General features: G+C 68.6%; 15 protein-coding genes, 3 tRNA genes and 1 pseudogene. 14 read left to right on the top strand and 5 right to left on the bottom strand.

Annotated features, from left to right (window positions below; all coding sequences use genetic code 11):
* Positions 1 to 176: 176 nt before the first annotated feature.
* Both ABZ717_RS08190 and ABZ717_RS08185 read right to left on the bottom strand, forming a co-directional pair.
* Entirely contained in the window at positions 177 to 1,001 is an 825-nt protein-coding gene (locus tag ABZ717_RS08190; protein WP_358507199.1) for an N-acetylmuramoyl-L-alanine amidase, read from the bottom strand.
* Positions 1,002 to 1,195: 194 nt separating this feature from the next.
* A pseudogene (locus ABZ717_RS08185) lies at positions 1,196 to 1,837 on the bottom strand (GyrI-like domain-containing protein).
* Between the two features lie 180 nt (positions 1,838 to 2,017).
* Between ABZ717_RS08185 and ABZ717_RS08180 the strand changes: the two are divergent.
* The 7 genes from ABZ717_RS08180 to ABZ717_RS08150 all read left to right on the top strand — a co-directional run bounded on the left by ABZ717_RS08180 (position 2,018) and on the right by ABZ717_RS08150 (position 6,988).
* Positions 2,018 to 2,974: an ABC transporter ATP-binding protein gene (locus ABZ717_RS08180; RefSeq protein ID WP_358507197.1), complete on the top strand. Its 957-nt coding sequence runs from the start codon at positions 2,018 to 2,020 to the stop codon at positions 2,972 to 2,974.
* Positions 2,971 to 3,672, top strand: a complete 702-nt coding sequence (locus ABZ717_RS08175) for an ABC transporter permease (protein WP_358507195.1) — start codon at positions 2,971 to 2,973, stop codon at positions 3,670 to 3,672. The genes ABZ717_RS08180 and ABZ717_RS08175 overlap by 4 nt, the downstream gene beginning before the upstream one ends.
* Positions 3,673 to 3,674: 2 nt before the next feature.
* Complete coding sequence (locus tag ABZ717_RS08170) at positions 3,675 to 4,940, top strand: sensor histidine kinase (protein ID WP_358507194.1); 1,266 nt, start codon at positions 3,675 to 3,677, stop codon at positions 4,938 to 4,940.
* Positions 4,937 to 5,578, top strand: coding sequence for a response regulator transcription factor (locus ABZ717_RS08165; protein WP_358507192.1), 642 nt, complete (start codon positions 4,937 to 4,939; stop codon positions 5,576 to 5,578). Before ABZ717_RS08170 ends, ABZ717_RS08165 begins: the two co-directional genes overlap by 4 nt.
* Positions 5,579 to 5,814: 236 nt before the next feature.
* The gene (locus ABZ717_RS08160; RefSeq protein ID WP_358507190.1) at positions 5,815 to 6,420 is read left to right on the top strand and encodes a TetR family transcriptional regulator; all 606 of its coding nucleotides are present in this window, start codon (positions 5,815 to 5,817) and stop codon (positions 6,418 to 6,420) included.
* A 185-nt stretch (positions 6,421 to 6,605) separates the two neighbouring features.
* Positions 6,606 to 6,866, top strand: coding sequence for a PspC domain-containing protein (locus ABZ717_RS08155; RefSeq protein WP_358507188.1), 261 nt, complete (start codon positions 6,606 to 6,608; stop codon positions 6,864 to 6,866).
* A complete protein-coding gene (locus ABZ717_RS08150) occupies positions 6,866 to 6,988 on the top strand; it encodes a hypothetical protein (protein ID WP_263363335.1) in 123 nt (40 codons plus the stop codon). The genes ABZ717_RS08155 and ABZ717_RS08150 overlap by 1 nt, the downstream gene beginning before the upstream one ends.
* Positions 6,989 to 7,025: 37 nt before the next feature.
* On the opposite strand, the gene ABZ717_RS08145 is transcribed toward ABZ717_RS08150, so the two are convergent.
* Complete coding sequence (locus tag ABZ717_RS08145; RefSeq protein ID WP_358507186.1) at positions 7,026 to 8,366, bottom strand: MFS transporter; 1,341 nt, start codon at positions 8,364 to 8,366, stop codon at positions 7,026 to 7,028.
* Between the two features lie 336 nt (positions 8,367 to 8,702).
* The gene (locus ABZ717_RS08140; protein ID WP_358507184.1) at positions 8,703 to 9,053 is read right to left on the bottom strand and encodes a metallopeptidase family protein; all 351 of its coding nucleotides are present in this window, start codon (positions 9,051 to 9,053) and stop codon (positions 8,703 to 8,705) included.
* A gap of 93 nt (positions 9,054 to 9,146) precedes the next feature.
* Here ABZ717_RS08140 and ABZ717_RS08135 point away from each other — a divergent pair, with 93 nt between their 5' ends.
* From ABZ717_RS08135 to ABZ717_RS08105, 7 genes are all read left to right on the top strand, one after another.
* Positions 9,147 to 10,691 carry a metallophosphoesterase gene (locus ABZ717_RS08135; RefSeq protein WP_358507182.1) on the top strand — a complete coding sequence of 515 codons (1,545 nt, stop codon included), beginning with the start codon at positions 9,147 to 9,149 and terminating at the stop codon, positions 10,689 to 10,691.
* A gap of 93 nt (positions 10,692 to 10,784) precedes the next feature.
* A tRNA-Glu gene (locus ABZ717_RS08130) sits at positions 10,785 to 10,857 on the top strand.
* A gap of 90 nt (positions 10,858 to 10,947) precedes the next feature.
* Positions 10,948 to 11,022 (top strand) — tRNA-Asp (locus ABZ717_RS08125).
* A 23-nt stretch (positions 11,023 to 11,045) separates the two neighbouring features.
* Positions 11,046 to 11,119 (top strand) — tRNA-Phe (locus ABZ717_RS08120).
* 147 nt (positions 11,120 to 11,266) lie between these two features.
* Entirely contained in the window at positions 11,267 to 12,007 is a 741-nt protein-coding gene (locus ABZ717_RS08115) for a GntR family transcriptional regulator (RefSeq protein ID WP_358507181.1), read from the top strand.
* A gap of 7 nt (positions 12,008 to 12,014) precedes the next feature.
* Positions 12,015 to 12,851: a phosphoribosylaminoimidazolesuccinocarboxamide synthase gene (locus ABZ717_RS08110; protein ID WP_358507179.1), complete on the top strand. Its 837-nt coding sequence runs from the start codon at positions 12,015 to 12,017 to the stop codon at positions 12,849 to 12,851.
* Positions 12,852 to 12,931: 80 nt separating this feature from the next.
* Positions 12,932 to 13,483, top strand: coding sequence for a hypothetical protein (locus ABZ717_RS08105; protein ID WP_358507178.1), 552 nt, complete (start codon positions 12,932 to 12,934; stop codon positions 13,481 to 13,483).
* Here ABZ717_RS08105 and ABZ717_RS08100 read toward each other — a convergent pair.
* Complete coding sequence (locus tag ABZ717_RS08100) at positions 13,480 to 14,385, bottom strand: phosphatase (protein WP_358507176.1); 906 nt, start codon at positions 14,383 to 14,385, stop codon at positions 13,480 to 13,482. The two genes, ABZ717_RS08105 and ABZ717_RS08100, sit on opposite strands and share 4 nt — an antisense overlap.
* Between the last annotated feature and the right edge of the window lie 2 nt (positions 14,386 to 14,387).

Below are 14,387 nucleotides of genomic sequence, written 5' to 3'. Positions count from 1 at the left end.
GCTCTCATGGGGGACAGGCGGTCGGTGGGCGCGGGGCGCCGCGCAGAGTCCGTGCGTACAGCGGAACCGGGTGGGAAGGGAAACGGTGCCCACCGGGGGACGGTGGGCACCGTGGGATGGGCGAGAGCGACACCGAACGGGGTGATGTCCTCTACGTCCCCGACATGGGGTGTCGGCTAGTGGGAGATGTCGTCCGCGCCTCGGAGGGGACCGTGGTAGAACTCGTGGCTCGGCTCGTCGTCGGGCACCGTCGGGTAGGTGGGGCCGTCCTCGCCCGGGGCACGAGCGGCGGCGATGGGGATGTCGAGCGCCCCCATGGTCTGGGTGACCCGGTTGCGCAGGTCGGGGAGCATGGCGTACAGCACGTCACCGGGGCAGGCGGTGGCGTTGAAGTCCCGGTGGCCGACGATCGCGCTCGGGTTGAGCCCGTAGGCGCCGCACAGCCAGGCCAGGGTCTCCACCAGGGAGTCGGTCAGGGCCTGGGTCGGGCTCGCGCTCGTGTAGGTGCCCTCGTTCTCGATGCCGATGGCCGAGCTGTTGTAGTTGGCCACGTGGGTGCCCACGACGTGCTGACCGGCCGCGATGGCCTCCGGGGTGCGGTCGCGTCCTTCCATCACGTACCCACCGCGGCTGATGGTGAGCTGCTGGCCGGCGTCGATCCAGCCGTTGGAGTCCATGTGGTAGTTCTGAATCGACTTGGACAGGTTCAGTCCGTGGTCGAGCGAGTAGTCCGTGCTGTTGGGCGTGGCGGTGTGGTGGACCACGATGTAGGTCGGCGCGTTGGCCAGCACCTGGATGGGTGAGCGAGGTGCGCGGGCGTTCCAGGCGCCGCGCCAGTAGAGCTCCGGGGCGGCGGCCTGGATGGGGTTGCCCGGTTGAGCGGAGGCGGCGGTGGCGCCCAGTGTGCCGAGGGAGCCTCCGAGGATGGCCGCGCCCGAGGTGAGGGCGGCCCCGCGCAGGAGGGAACGCCTGTTCAGACCGGACCGGGGGATGTTGGTCATGGGTGTCCTTCGCGATCGTCGTTAATTACTTACCAGTTCATAAAAGAACATGGAGAAGCTTGACGCGCAAAGGGTCGAGCCGTGAATTCCGGTGACCGGTTCCGGTCAGAGAATTCACCGGTTGCCCCCATGGCCGAATTTCCTCGGATGTTGTAGCGAGGCCCGAAGGATCCGCTGAGGGCTCCAGCGAAGCCCTATTCTCCGGTGGCTCCTGGTGCTGAGGTGGTCACCGGCTGTCGAAGGATGGTGCGCCGTTTCTCCGGAGCGACCCGACGGAAATCACCCAGGTAGACCTCGTGGTGCCTGCCCACCATGCGCAGGCCCTGTTCGGGGACGAACTCGTGGTGCATCCGGTGGAGCACCTCCGCCTCGTCGTCGAAGGGGCCGACGTGCAGGGTCTGGACGCAGCGGCCCTCGGAGAGGGGCTCCAACCGGACGTCGTCGAGGCGTGCCGGCGGGGTCTTGGCCCCGGCCAGTGCGACGGCGGTGGTGAAGGCGTCCGAGTCGAGCCAGTCCGGGACCATGATCATCAGGGTTCAGCTCCAGCGTGACTTGTCCCGTTCGGTGGTGAACGCGTCCATGTCCTCCGCCCACCACAGGCCCTCCAAGGGCGGGACTACGTAGTCGCGTTCGAGGTCGCGCTTGCTCGCGAACTTCAGTTTGTACGCCACCGGGTAGAGAGCCTCGATCGCTTCGGCGAAGGCGGGGGAGGTGTTCGGATCACCATGGCCGTCGACCATGAGGTAGCTCAGGTCCGGAAGGTCGAGGATCCTGAACCGGTCCCGTCGCGCGCGGTAACCGTCGAAGGTCTTCTTGAAGTCGGTCTTGCCTGCCATCGAACACCCCGACCCGATCGCTGAGCCACTGCCTGGGGCCAGGGTACGGCGGGGCCACGACATTCGATCGTGTTCGTGGGCATCCACCGAACGGTGGATGCCGGGGATCCGCCGTATCGGCGCCGAACAGGGGCCGCGCGGGCGATCCACGAGAGGCCCGCGCCGACCAGGCTTGTGGGCATGGCAGTCATCGAAGTCGACGAACTCGTCAAGAAGTACGACGATCACGTGGTCCTGGACCGGGTCTCCTTCTCCGTGGAGGAAGGAGAGGTGTTCGGGATCCTCGGCCCCAACGGCGCGGGCAAGACCACCGCCGTGGAGTGTGTGGAAGGCCTGCGCCGCCCCGACTCCGGCACGATCCGGCTGCTCGGATCCGACCCCTTCGAACAGAGTCGGGAGCTGCGCGAACGCATCGGTGTGCAGCTGCAGCACACTCGACTCCCGGAGACCATCAAGGTGTGGGAGGCGCTGGATCTGTACGCCTCCTTCTACTCCCGCCCCAGGGACTGGCGGGAGCTGCTGGAACGGTGGGGACTCGTCGAGCAGCGCCACACACGCTTCGGCAGACTCTCCGGTGGCCAGAAGCAGCGCTTGTTCATCGCCCTGGCGTTGGTCGGTGACCCCGAGGTCGCGTTCCTGGACGAACTCACCACCGGACTCGACCCGCAGGCCCGCCGCACCACCTGGGAGCTGGTCAAACGGGTGCGTGCCGAGGGGGTGACGGTCGTACTCGTCAGCCACTTCATGGACGAGGTGGAGGAACTGTGCGACCGGGTGGCGGTCTTCGACCGTGGCCGCGTCGTCGCCCTCGACACCCTCGCGGGGCTGATCGAGGGGGTCGACCCCGAGTACCGGATGGGGTTCCGGCTGATGGACGTGGGAGCTTCACGGGCCTCGGAACCGGAGGCCCTGCTCGGGAACCTGCCGGGGGTGGGCTCGGTCTCCCGTTCCGGTGACCGGGTCGAACTGGTGGGCCGCGGCGACTTCGCCACCGAGGTCACCGCCACCCTGGCCCGCGAACGCTTCCTCGTCGCCGATCTGCGCATCGACGGCCGCAGCCTCGACGACGCCTTCATCGCCCTGACCGGGCACTCCTTCCGCGTCGCGGAGAACGCGGAGAACGGGGACGGATCATGAAGAGCCTCACCAAGCTCACCACCGTCGAGACCAAGCTGTTGGTCCGCGAACCCGGCGCCGTGTTCAGCCTGCTCATCCCCCTGTTCATCCTGTTGGCGTTCGGCGGTTCCATCACCGAGGGGGACACGGTCCTGCTGCCGATGGCGGTCACCATGGCGATCGCCATGGTGGGCGTGTACCTGCTGCCCACCACCCTGGCCACCTACCGCGAACACGGGATCCTGCGCCGGCTCTCGGTCACCCCGGTGCGCCCGGGGAACCTGCTCATCGTGCAGATCCTGCTCCAGCTCGTCCTCACGGTGCTGGCGGTCGTGCTCCTGCTGGTGGTGGGCACGGGGTTCCTGGGGGCGGTCGCTCCCTCGGGCACCGCCTTCACCGTGGCGTTCGCCCTGGGTGTGGCGTCGACCTTCGCCATCGGTCTGCTCCTCGCGGCGCTCGCCCCGAACGGGCGGTCGGCCAACGGGTTCGGCGTGCTGCTCTTCTTCCCCATGACCTACCTCGCCGGCCTCATGCAGCCCCCCGAGTACATGCCGGAACCGTTGGCGGTCGCCGGACGGTTCACCCCGTTGGGCGCGATGCGGGAGAGTTTCCACTCGGCCTGGTCGAATGGGACCCTCGAACCGCTGCCCCTGATCACCATGGCGGCGTACGCGGTGGTCCTCAGCGCCCTCGCGGCCAGGTACTTCCGCTGGGAGTGAGCATGGAGAACACCTCGGAGCGCGATCTCGACCTGCGGGAGCGTCGGTTGGGGCGGCTCATCGCCGTCGCTCCGTTCGCCCTGTTGACCGCCTCCACGGTGCTGGCGTTCACCACCGGCGACGTACGGTGGCCGAGCCCGCGGACACTCGCTCTGGTGGCGCTCGCCGCCCTGCTGGTGTGGATGCTGAGCGGTCGCCGGCACGGGTGGGTCGACCGACCGGGTGTGGTGACCGCCTTCGTCGCCGCGCTGATCGTGATGATCGCGGTGCTCGGTGTGGTCAGCGTCTGGTTCGCGGGGTTCTTCGGCTTCATCGGTTACGTGTACTCCTGGTGGCTCCTCAAGGACGCCTGGCGGTACCTGGGGGTGCTCGCCACCGCTCTGGTGACCGTCGACGCGTACATGGGCGGGCCCCTGACCCTCGCCCCTGGCCCGCTCCTCCTGCGCCTGTCGTTCGTGGTGACCATCGTCGTGATGGTCGTGGTGTTCAGCCACCTGGGCGAGGTCACCGAGCAACGCAGCGCCGAACGCGAGCAGATGGTGCGACGACTGCGCGAGACCATCCGGGAGAACGAGGGGCTGCACGCTCAACTGGTGGTCCAGGCGCGCGAGGCCGGTGTGCTCGACGAACGCCGACGCATCGCCCGGGAGATCCACGACACCCTCGCCCAAGGGTTCGTCGGGATCATCACCCAGCTCCAGTCCGCCGAGCGGGCGGGGGAACCGGGGGAGTGGCGGCCCCGCGTCGACAACGCCCTGCGGCTGGCCCGCGAGAACCTGACGGAGGCGCGCAGGTCCGTGGACGCGCTCGGCCCCGCGCCCCTGGAGTCGGCGGCGTTGCCCGAGGCCCTGTCCGACCTCACCGCCCGCTGGTCGCGCCTGTACGGGGTGCGCGCGGACTTCACCGCCACCGGGGAGACCCGGCCCCTGCGTGACGAGGTGGAGGCCGCCCTGCTCCGCATGGTGCAGGAGGCACTGGCCAACGTGGCCAAGCACGCCGACGCCGAACGCGTCGGGGTGACCCTGTCGTACATGGAGGACGTGGTCGCCTTGGACGTGCGCGACGACGGCGTGGGCTTCGATCCCGAGCGGTGTCCTTCGCCGCGTCTCGACGGCGCGTCCGACCACGCGCGCGGCGGGTTCGGTCTGACGTCCATGCGGCAGCGCGTGTCCGGCCTGTCCGGGATCCTGGAGGTCGAGTCCGAATCCGGTGTCGGGACGGCGATCTCCGTGGTCGTTCCGGCCGCTTCCGAAGGAGAACCCTGGTGACCGACCGACCCATCCGCCTTCTCATCACCGACGACCATCCCGTGGTCCGCGATGGCATCCGGGGGATGTTCGCCGCGGACCCGGGGTTCGACGTGGTCGGAGAGGCCTCCGACGGGGCGCGGGCGGTCGAACTGGCCCGGTCGCTGGAGCCCGACGTGATCCTCATGGACCTGCGCATGCCCGGCACGAGCGGTGTCGAGGCCATCCGGGAACTGGCCCGACTGGGCGTTCCGTCCCGTGTGCTGGTGCTGACCACCTATGCCACCGACGGCGACGTCGGCCCGGCCATCGAGGCCGGGGCCACCGGCTACCTCCTCAAGGACGCGCTGCCCGAGGAACTGACCCGCGCCGTCCGTTCGGCCGCGCGTGGGGAGACGGTCCTCTCCCCATCGGTGGCGACCCGACTCGTCGGTCGGGTCCGCTCGCCTTCGGTGTCCCTGAGCGACCGTGAGTTGGAGATCCTCCGGCTCATCGCCGATGGGTCCACCAACCGGGAGGCCGCGGCCCGCCTGTTCGTCAGCGAGGCCACCGTAAAGACGCACGTGCTCCACATCTACGCCAAGCTCGGGGTCAACGACCGCGCGGCCGCGGTCGCCGCGGGCTTCCGCCGAGGTCTGCTCGACGTGTCGGACGACTGACCTCGATCGGAGCCCAGGGAGGGGACGTCGGGGTGGGCGCGGCCGTGGACGGTGGCGTCCTCGTCGACGTGGATCGCCCGGTCCAGGGCGATCAGGGTGGACCACGTCGGCGTCGGTGACGGTGGGGTGGTGGCGGGGTCGTGTACGTTCATCGACGTGTGTCGGACCGAGTGAAAAAATACACGTTGAGAATATTTGCGCGTCCTGAAAAAATCAGCAGTGTGCAAGGAGGTCCGATGGGGCTGCGGGAGCGAAAGAAGCAGGCCACGAGGCGTGCCCTCCAGGGCGCCGCGGTCCGGCTCACCCTGGAGCGCGGACTGGAGAAGGTGACGGTCGAGGAGATCGCGGCCGCGGCCGACGTCTCCGCCCGTACCTTCTTCAACTACTTCGCCACCAAAGAGGACGCCCTCATCGGCGACGCCCCCATCAGCCCGGACGAGGCGGACCGGGAGGAGTTCATCGCGGGCGGCCCCACGGGCGACTTCTCCGAGGACCTCGTCCACCTCCTCATCAACTCCCTGGCCGGCCCCGGCGGCCTCGCCGCCCACCGGGCCGAGGCGACCCAGCGCAAGGAACTCCTGGACCGGGAGCCCCAACTGCTGCCCGTCTTCCTCGGTCGCCTCCATAGCGCCGAACAGGGGCTGGCCACCGCGGTCGCCCAGCGCACCGGGGCGCCCGAGGACGACTTCCGTTCCCAGGTGATCGCCGGCGCGGCCATGTCCGTCACCCGGCACACCGTGAAGCGGGTCCCCTACGGGGACGCCGGGGACATCGAGGCGGCGCGCGACCTGTTCCGGAAGGCGTTCGTGAACCTGGGCGAGGCCTTCGGGCCGACGGACTGATCCCGGCCCCCTCTTTTCCGGGGGTGTGGCTCAAGTCATGGAACGCCTTTGCGTCACGTTTCGTCCCATTTATGGGGTTTTCGCTCCGGTGAGGACCCTCCCCCTGAGGGCCGGGGGTGGAAGTCAGGGGACGCCCAGGGCTGTCCCCGATGGGAACTGTCGCAAGGAACGGGCACGCTGGAACCATGAGCGAGAACTTCGGGAGCAAGCGACTCCAACGCAGCGAATCCGACCGTTTCCTGACCGGCGTCTGTGGCGGTATCGCCGCCTACACGGGGATCGACTCCACCCTGATCCGCGTCCTCTTCGCCGTCTTCACCCTGCTCGGCTTCAGCGGTGTGTTCGTCTACATCGTGGCCTGGCTGATCATGCCGTCGCAGAGCGAGCAGCGTTCGCTGCTGGAGCAGATCGTCCGTAACTTCCAGGGAAAGGAGAGCCAGAACTGATGATGTGGACCTTGAGGGCACACCCGGACTGGCACCGGAGGGACCCCCGGTGCCCGCGCGAGGAGCACGAGACCGAGGAGGTTCGTGACCACGCCTCGGACCACGGTTCGGGGGAACAGTGATCGACACGGCCGGGGACGACGGAGGCGGGCGCTCCTCCTAGGGGGAGCGTTCCGACTCGGTCGCCTCCATGCGGGCGATCGTCTGCCCGGCCATCCGGGACCACCGGGCCGCCAGGACCGCGGCGCTCAGAACACCGAGCACACCCGCCCAGGCGATGACCGGACCGGTGCCGAAGGACTCCACGAAGTAGCTGGCGAGCAGGATGCCGATCCCCTGGACCACCTGAAGTCCGGAGGCGGCGAGCCCGAACGCCTGTGCGCGCCCCTCCTGCGGCACGCACAGCACGAACGCGGCGTTGGCGACGAACTGGTAGGAACCCGCCGCTCCGCACACGGCCAGGGCGACCACCATCAGCCACAGTGGCGCCTCGAAGAACCACAGCAGTAGCGGCACCGACGTCAATACGGCGAGCGGTCCGAGCAGCCTCATCCGCGTCGGTGGTGGCACCAGACGGGTGAGGATCAGACCACCGAACAGGGCGCCGATCGACGCGCCGGCCATGATGAACCCGGTCGCCGTCGCGCCGGCACCCGCCTCGTCGGCCATGGGTGTGGCCAGACCGTAGGGGATTCCGTACAGTCCGGCGAGCCAGGCGAGCAGGACGAGTGTGCGCAACTTGGCGTCGGTGAAGACCAGCTTCGCGCCGTCCCTGAACATCGACAGCAGGCCGGGACGCTTGGGCGCCTCCGCGCCACCGGCGTCCCCCTCCGGTTCGGGCAGGGAACGGGCCCGGACGCCGAACAGCACGATGAGCGCGGACAGCGCGAACAACAGGCCGGTGCCCATCACGGTGATGTTGGGGCCGATGAACGAGACGATCACGCCGCCCGCGATGAGGCCGAGGAGCATACCGAGCTGGGCGGTCAGCTGGATGATCGTGGTGCTGGCGACGTAGCGCTCGCCCTGGATGATCTGGGTGAGCAGCGCTGCGCGTGCGGCGGCGAAGGGGATCCCCGGCAGCACCACGAAGAACATCAGTGCCCAGATCGCCCAGACCGGCATGCCCGGGACACCGATGAGGACGATGACCGCCGCCCTGAGGACGTCGCAGGCGATCATCACCCGGCGACGGGGCAGGATGTCGGCGAGTCCGGACAGCAGCGGGCCGCCGATCAGCGGTGGCAGGAAGTTCAGCGCGAGGGTGATTCCGGCCGCGAACGCGGACTCGGTCACGTGGTAGACCAGCAGCGAGGTGGCGATGTTCAGCAGGTTGGTGCCGACCACGGACAGGGCATGGGCGAGCCACATGGAGCGGAACTCACCGATGGCCATGACGTCGCGGTAACTGCTCCGCCAGTCGTCTTCCCGGGCTTCCTGAGCCGCCGAGGACTCGTGGTCCTCGTTGTCGGGGGCATCGTCGATGCTCGGATTGCCCACGGGGCACTCCCTACTGTTACAGGGTTGAAATCACGCTGTGTCGTGTCCCAATGACCAACGGTTCCGGATGGTGGGCGGCCTGGCAAGTCGTTCGGGGAAATTCGTATCTGATTCGTTGCTCCGGGTAATGCCACCGAATGGGATTCGGCGATGTGCCGGCGAGTCTACGCGCGGATTGTTCTCCCAGGTCGCTCCATGTGAAATGGGGTGGGAAAGGGTGCGCTGGAACGCCGATTCGGAGGCGAGTGGAGTTTTCCCGGGGGCCTTTCCGTCGACGGTCTGTGGTCCCCCTGGAACGGCGTTCCGACGTAGCGCCGACCGATCACCCCCGACCGATCACCCCCAGCCGAGGTCGGTCAGACGCGAGTCGTCGATGCCGAAGTGGTGCGCGATCTCGTGGACCACGGTCACCAGCACCTCGTGGACCACCTCGTCCGGTGTCTCGGCGATCGCGCAGATGTTGCGTCGGTAGATGAAGATCTGATCCGGCAACACCCCGAAGTAGGAGTCGCCCCGCTCGGTGAGCGGGATCCCCTCGTACAACCCGAGCAGCCCCTCCGGAGACTCGTCCTCGACCGTGATGACCACGTTGTCCATCAGTCGGGAGAGCTCGGGCGGGATCTGGTCCAGGGCGTCGGCCACCAGTTCCTCGAAGTCCCTGCGCGTCAGTTCAACCACACACGTCATTGTGGCGCCTTCGGGTGGCCGCGAGGAAGAGACATAACACTCTGGTCGGGATGAAGCATTGGGAACGGCCCGTGACGACGGCATGATGGGGGTGTGTTGTCACAGATCCGCGCATTCGACCTCCGTGGTGCCCTCGACCGCTCCCGTGCGAGCCTCGGACGTTCACGCGCCGCCTTCGCGCGATGGCGCACCGGGCGTCTGTGGCGCTGGGGCTGCGTCGTCGTGGCGGGCCTCCTCGGCGGTTGGCTCGGCCTGGCGCTGGGCGGACAGGTGGTCACCCCCATCGGCCCCGCGGACGTCACGTTCTCGCTGAGCCCCCAGTGGCACGGGGAGACGGTGGTCAACGTCGCCCCCCTCGGGCAGTTGGCCTTCGACACCCACGCCGCTCCGCTGCGGATCGAGGCGGCCATCACCGAGATCCGCAGCTCCGCGGCCCAGGAGATGTTCACCGACCCGGAGGCCATCGACAGGATGGCCGCGGGCATCGGAGCCGACCTCACCAGCGGCGTGACCGCCCTGGTGTTGCGCTCGCTCCTCGCGGCGGCCCTCGGCGCGGCCTTGATGGGGTTGCTGCTGTTCCGTAACGCCTGGCGGGCCCTGGCGAGCACCGTGACCTCCGTCGTCGTCCTGGCGGGGCTCGGGGGCGTGGCGGCTCTGACGTTCAACCCCAGCGCCATCGTCCAACCGCGATTCACGGGCCTCATCGGGGAGGCCCCGGCCGTGGTCGGCAGCGTCGACGACGTCGTCGGGCAGTTCACCGAGTACCAGGAACAGCTCGCCGGACTCGTCGGCAACGTGGCGATGATCTACCAGGCCACCTCGTCACTGCCGGTCTATGAGGAGGACGAATCGGTCATCCGGGTGCTGCACGTGTCCGACATCCAGCTGAACCCGGCCTCGTGGAGCATCATCGGCACCCTGCGGGAGCAGTACGGGGTGGACGTGATCGTGGACTCCGGCGACCTCACCGAACGCGGGAGCGCGGCGGAGGACGTCTTCGCCGACGAGATCGGCAGGCTCGACGTGCCCTACGTGTGGGTGCGCGGCCAGCACGACTCGGTGGGCACCCAGCGGGCGGTGGAGGCCCAGCCCAACGCGGTGGTCCTGGACGGGGACACCGAGGAGGTCGGCGGACTCACCTTCTTCGGCGCCGGCGACCCCAGGTTCGTTCCGGACGCCACCCGGCTCAACCCCGACGACGCCGACGTGAGGGAGCTCGGGGAGAAGCAGGCGGCCTCGGTCGAGGGCGGCGACACCGACGTCGACGTCGCGGTCCTGCACACCCAGGTCCAAGCGCGGCCGTTCGACGGGGTGGTGCCCCTCGCCCTGGCGGGCAACGAGCACATGCGGTCCACCGAGCTCACACAGGAGGGCACCAGGTTCCTGGTCCAGGGTTCGACGGGTGGTGCCGGGTTGAGTGGGCTCGATCACGGCACGGACCGGCCCACGCCCTACCAGGCGTCCGTGCTGTACTTCGACGCCGAGACCGGCCGCCTCCAGGCGCGCGACGACATCGACCTCGGCGGTGTCGGACTCACTTCCGCGCAGGTCGAGCGGCACATCGAGGAGGACCCCGACCGGGTCGTCGGTGATGAGCCCGAGACCGAGGAGGAAGAGGAAGAGGAACCCACGCCCTGACCCGGAAGCCCTGAGCGATGTGGGCCCGGACCGGCTCGGACATTCATTTTGGCGTTGGTGGAATTCTCCCCTATGCTTGGGACGTCTACACGGGCCCCCATCGTCTAGCGGCCCAGGACGCCGCCCTTTCAAGGCGGTAGCGCGGGTTCGAATCCCGTTGGGGGTACGAAGCGGTCAGACCACTGCCGGGCGTCTGGCAGAATGGAAACCGCAGCGAGACACCGGGCCCGATCAGCTCGGTGTGACAACTGAACAAGGTCCTGTGGAGCAGTTAGGAGTGCTCGCCACCCTGTCAAGGTGGAGGCCGCGGGTTCAAATCCCGTCAGGACCGCAAGCGTCGCCGATCGGCGCCGCGGCTAGGTAGCTCAGTTGGTACGAGCGTCCGCCTGAAAAGCGGAAGGTCGGCGGTTCGACCCCGCCCCTAGCCACACATCACGACCAGCATCAAAGCCCGGAAGCCCTTTGGCTCCGGGCTTTTTTGGCGTTGAGCGAGGATCGATCGTCTTTCGGGCGTCCTAGATCGCGAACGTTAGCGTTCTAGTACGCTTGCCGTGTTCGCCATCAAGGAGCCGGCCGTGTCCCCTCAGGTTCAACGCACCGATCCGCCCTACTTGCAGGTCGCCGAGCACATCAGGGCCGAGATCGAGTCCGGTGCCCTCCCCGACGGGGAGAAGATCGACTCGGTGCGCACCATCAGCGCCAAGTGGAAGATCTCGCTCGCCACCGCGACGAAGGTCGTCGGGGTGCTCAAGGCCGAAGGTCTGGTTCGGGGCGAACCCGGCCGGGGGACCATCGTCACCCGTGACCAGGCGGCGGCCAGCGCCCGGGACCGGGTGGTGCACAGCCTCCAGGGCAGGATCTACGCGGACCACGAGCGGGCCGAGATCCACGCGGCCGAGCTGGTGCCGGCCCCTGAAGCGATCGCGGACGCCCTGGGCGTTCCGGTGGGAACCAACGTCATCCGGCGCCGGAGGGTCGCCTTCCGAGACGACGTGCCCTCTTCGGTCAGTACGTCCTGGTTCAAGGGCGAGCTGGCGGCCAAGGCTCCACTGCTGCTGGAGGTGGAACGGCTGGCCCAGGGAACCCCCAAGTACGTGGAGGAGACCACGGGGCTCGCCCCCGCCGCCGGCAAGGACCAACTCCGTGCCGATGTCGCCTCGCAAGAGGACTCCGCGGCGCTGAACATCCCGCAGGGCTCCCCGGTACTGCGCAAACAGAACTGGGTGCTCGACGCCGAGGGCGACGTGATCGAGTTCGGCCGGTCCGTCTCCGTCGCCCGCCGTTGGACCACCTACGACTACGAGATCTCCAGGTAGGAGCGACATGGAACTGCTGCACTCGGGCAAGGTGCGAGACGTCTACGCCGATGGTGACGACCTCATCCTGGTGGCCTCGGACCGCGTGAGCGTCTACGACGTCGTGCTGCCCACCCCCGTCCCCGACAAGGGCAAGATCCTCACGCAGTTGTCGTTGTGGTGGTTCGAGCAGCTCGCCGACCTGGTGCCCAACCACGTCGTCTCCGCCACCGACGTGCCCGAGGAATGGGCCGGCCGTGCCGTGCGCTGCCAAAAGCTCACCATGCTGCCGGTGGAGTGGATCGCCCGCGGCTACCTCGCCGGTCTGGGACTGAAGGAGTACGAGAAGCAGGGCACCGTCTCCGGGATCGAACTCCCCGAGGGCCTGGTGGAGGCGTCCAAGCTCCCCGAGCCGATCTTCACCCCCACGACCAAGGCGACCGAAGGACACGACGAGTTCATCACGTTCGCGGACGTCGTCGAGGAGATCGGCCAGGAGACCGCCGACCGCCTGCGCACGGTGACCCTGGACGTGTACGAGCGTGGCGCCGAGATCGCCGCCGAGCGCGGCATCATCATCGCCGACACCAAGCTGGAGTTCGGCCGCGCGGCGGACGGCACCCTCGTGCTCGCCGACGAGGTGCTGACCTCCGACTCCTCGCGGTTCTGGCCCGCTGACGACTGGGCGCCGGGCGGGCCCCAGCACGCTTTCGACAAGCAGTTCGTGCGGGACTGGTCGAGCACGGTGACCGATTGGGATCGCACGCCGCCCGGCCCTGAGATCCCGGATGAGATCGTGGAAGCGACCCGGGCCCGGTACATCGAGGTCTACGAGCGGATCACCGGCGAGCGCTGGGAATCGTGATGTCGGAAGGCCAGGTCCGAGAACCGAACGGGTCGAAGGGGGATCTCCTGATCGAAGACCCTTGACCTACGGGAGGTCCCATGGCGAAACGGGAAGGCTCCGACGAACTCCGGGAGCTCCGCGAGCGGCTGGATCGGCTGGAACGACTGACGTGGCGGCTCGACGCGGACGAACGCAGACTCCGCTTGGGCACGGTCGCCATGGCGGTCGGTGCCGTGGTGCTGTTCGTTTCGCTCGCGTTGCCGTGGCTGCGCGGTCCGCGCAAGGACGGGTCCGGGTTCGACGTTTCACCGACCCTGGGTTCTGAGGATCTTCCCTTGCGGCTGGAGCCCCGGGGCCTGATGACCGGATGGGAGATGTTCGGGGCCGCCATCACCGACACCAGGGCGATCCTCGCCGTCTTCGTCGCGGTCGTGCTGATCCTGGCGCTGACCCTGTACGCGTTGGTCATGGATGACGGACGCCTCCACGTCGTCGTTCAGGTGTGCGCGTTCCCGACGCCGTTCCTGCTGCTGATCCTCTGGCCGACCGACTCCGAGAGCTCGATCGTCACCGGGCCGGGCGCGGTGGTGGCCTTCCTGGCCTGTCTGCTGGTCGGAACGGGCGCGGCCCTCGCGAAGCCGGACGACTAGCTCCAGGTGACTCCGTGCCAGCTGACGTGGTGGTCGGTGTGGTCGGAGTCCTTCGTGCACCAGTAGGTGGTGCCGTCGCGCAGCAGGAACCGGTCGCAGGCGATACCCACGGCGCGGTCCTCGGCGAGCCGGCGCAGGATGGGTTGGTCGTCGTCGAACCCGTCGACGTGGGCCAGGCCGTCCAGCAGCACCTCTTGTCGGGACAGGTAGGGCGACTCCGGGAGCGGCAGCCGGATGACCATAGCGGTGGCGTTGTCGCCGCTCTCGGCCTCCCGGGCGGCGTCCACCAACACCTGGGCCAGGACGTCCGGGGTGTGCGCGTGGTCGGTGACCAGTTCGGCCAGCAGGAGTTCGTCGACGTAGTCGTGGACCCCGTCGGTGGTGAACAGCACCAGTTTCGCGGGGGGAGCGGTCGCGGTGCCGATGTCGGCGAGGGCCGCGGTGGCGACCGAGGTGGTGAGCGCGTTGTCGCCGGCCCGCGCCAGGTCGTCCGCCACCCACCGGTCCCGCAACCGCTGCCCGAAGGTGTGGTCGTGGGTGTGCCGGCGCAACCCGTCGCCGGGGGACCAGGTCCAGAGTCTGCAGTCGCCGACCCAGGCGACGTCGATGGGGTCGTCGGGGGCGTCCTGGCGCGCGTGCACCATCACACAGTCGGCTCCGGGATGGGCGTCGGAGATCGCACTCGTGGCGGCGAGAACGGCGTCCAGTGCCTCGCCGCCGGCCTCTATGGCGGTGACGGCGGCGAGTACGGCGGCCTCACGGGTGCGAGGGTGTTCGCCGAAGCCGTCGGCCAGGGACGCGCGCCAGCCGCCGGAGGCGTCGGCTACCTGGTGCGCGTACGCGTCCTGTTGGTGTTCCCGAGGCCCCTGGTCGGAGTCGGCGGCGATGACGGGTGTGTGCATTC

The sequence above is a fragment of the Nocardiopsis sp. NPDC006832 genome (genome assembly GCF_040635885.1).
GTDB lineage: Bacteria > Actinomycetota > Actinomycetes > Streptosporangiales > Streptosporangiaceae > Nocardiopsis.
This window is presented reverse-complemented; position numbering and strand designations above follow the sequence as displayed.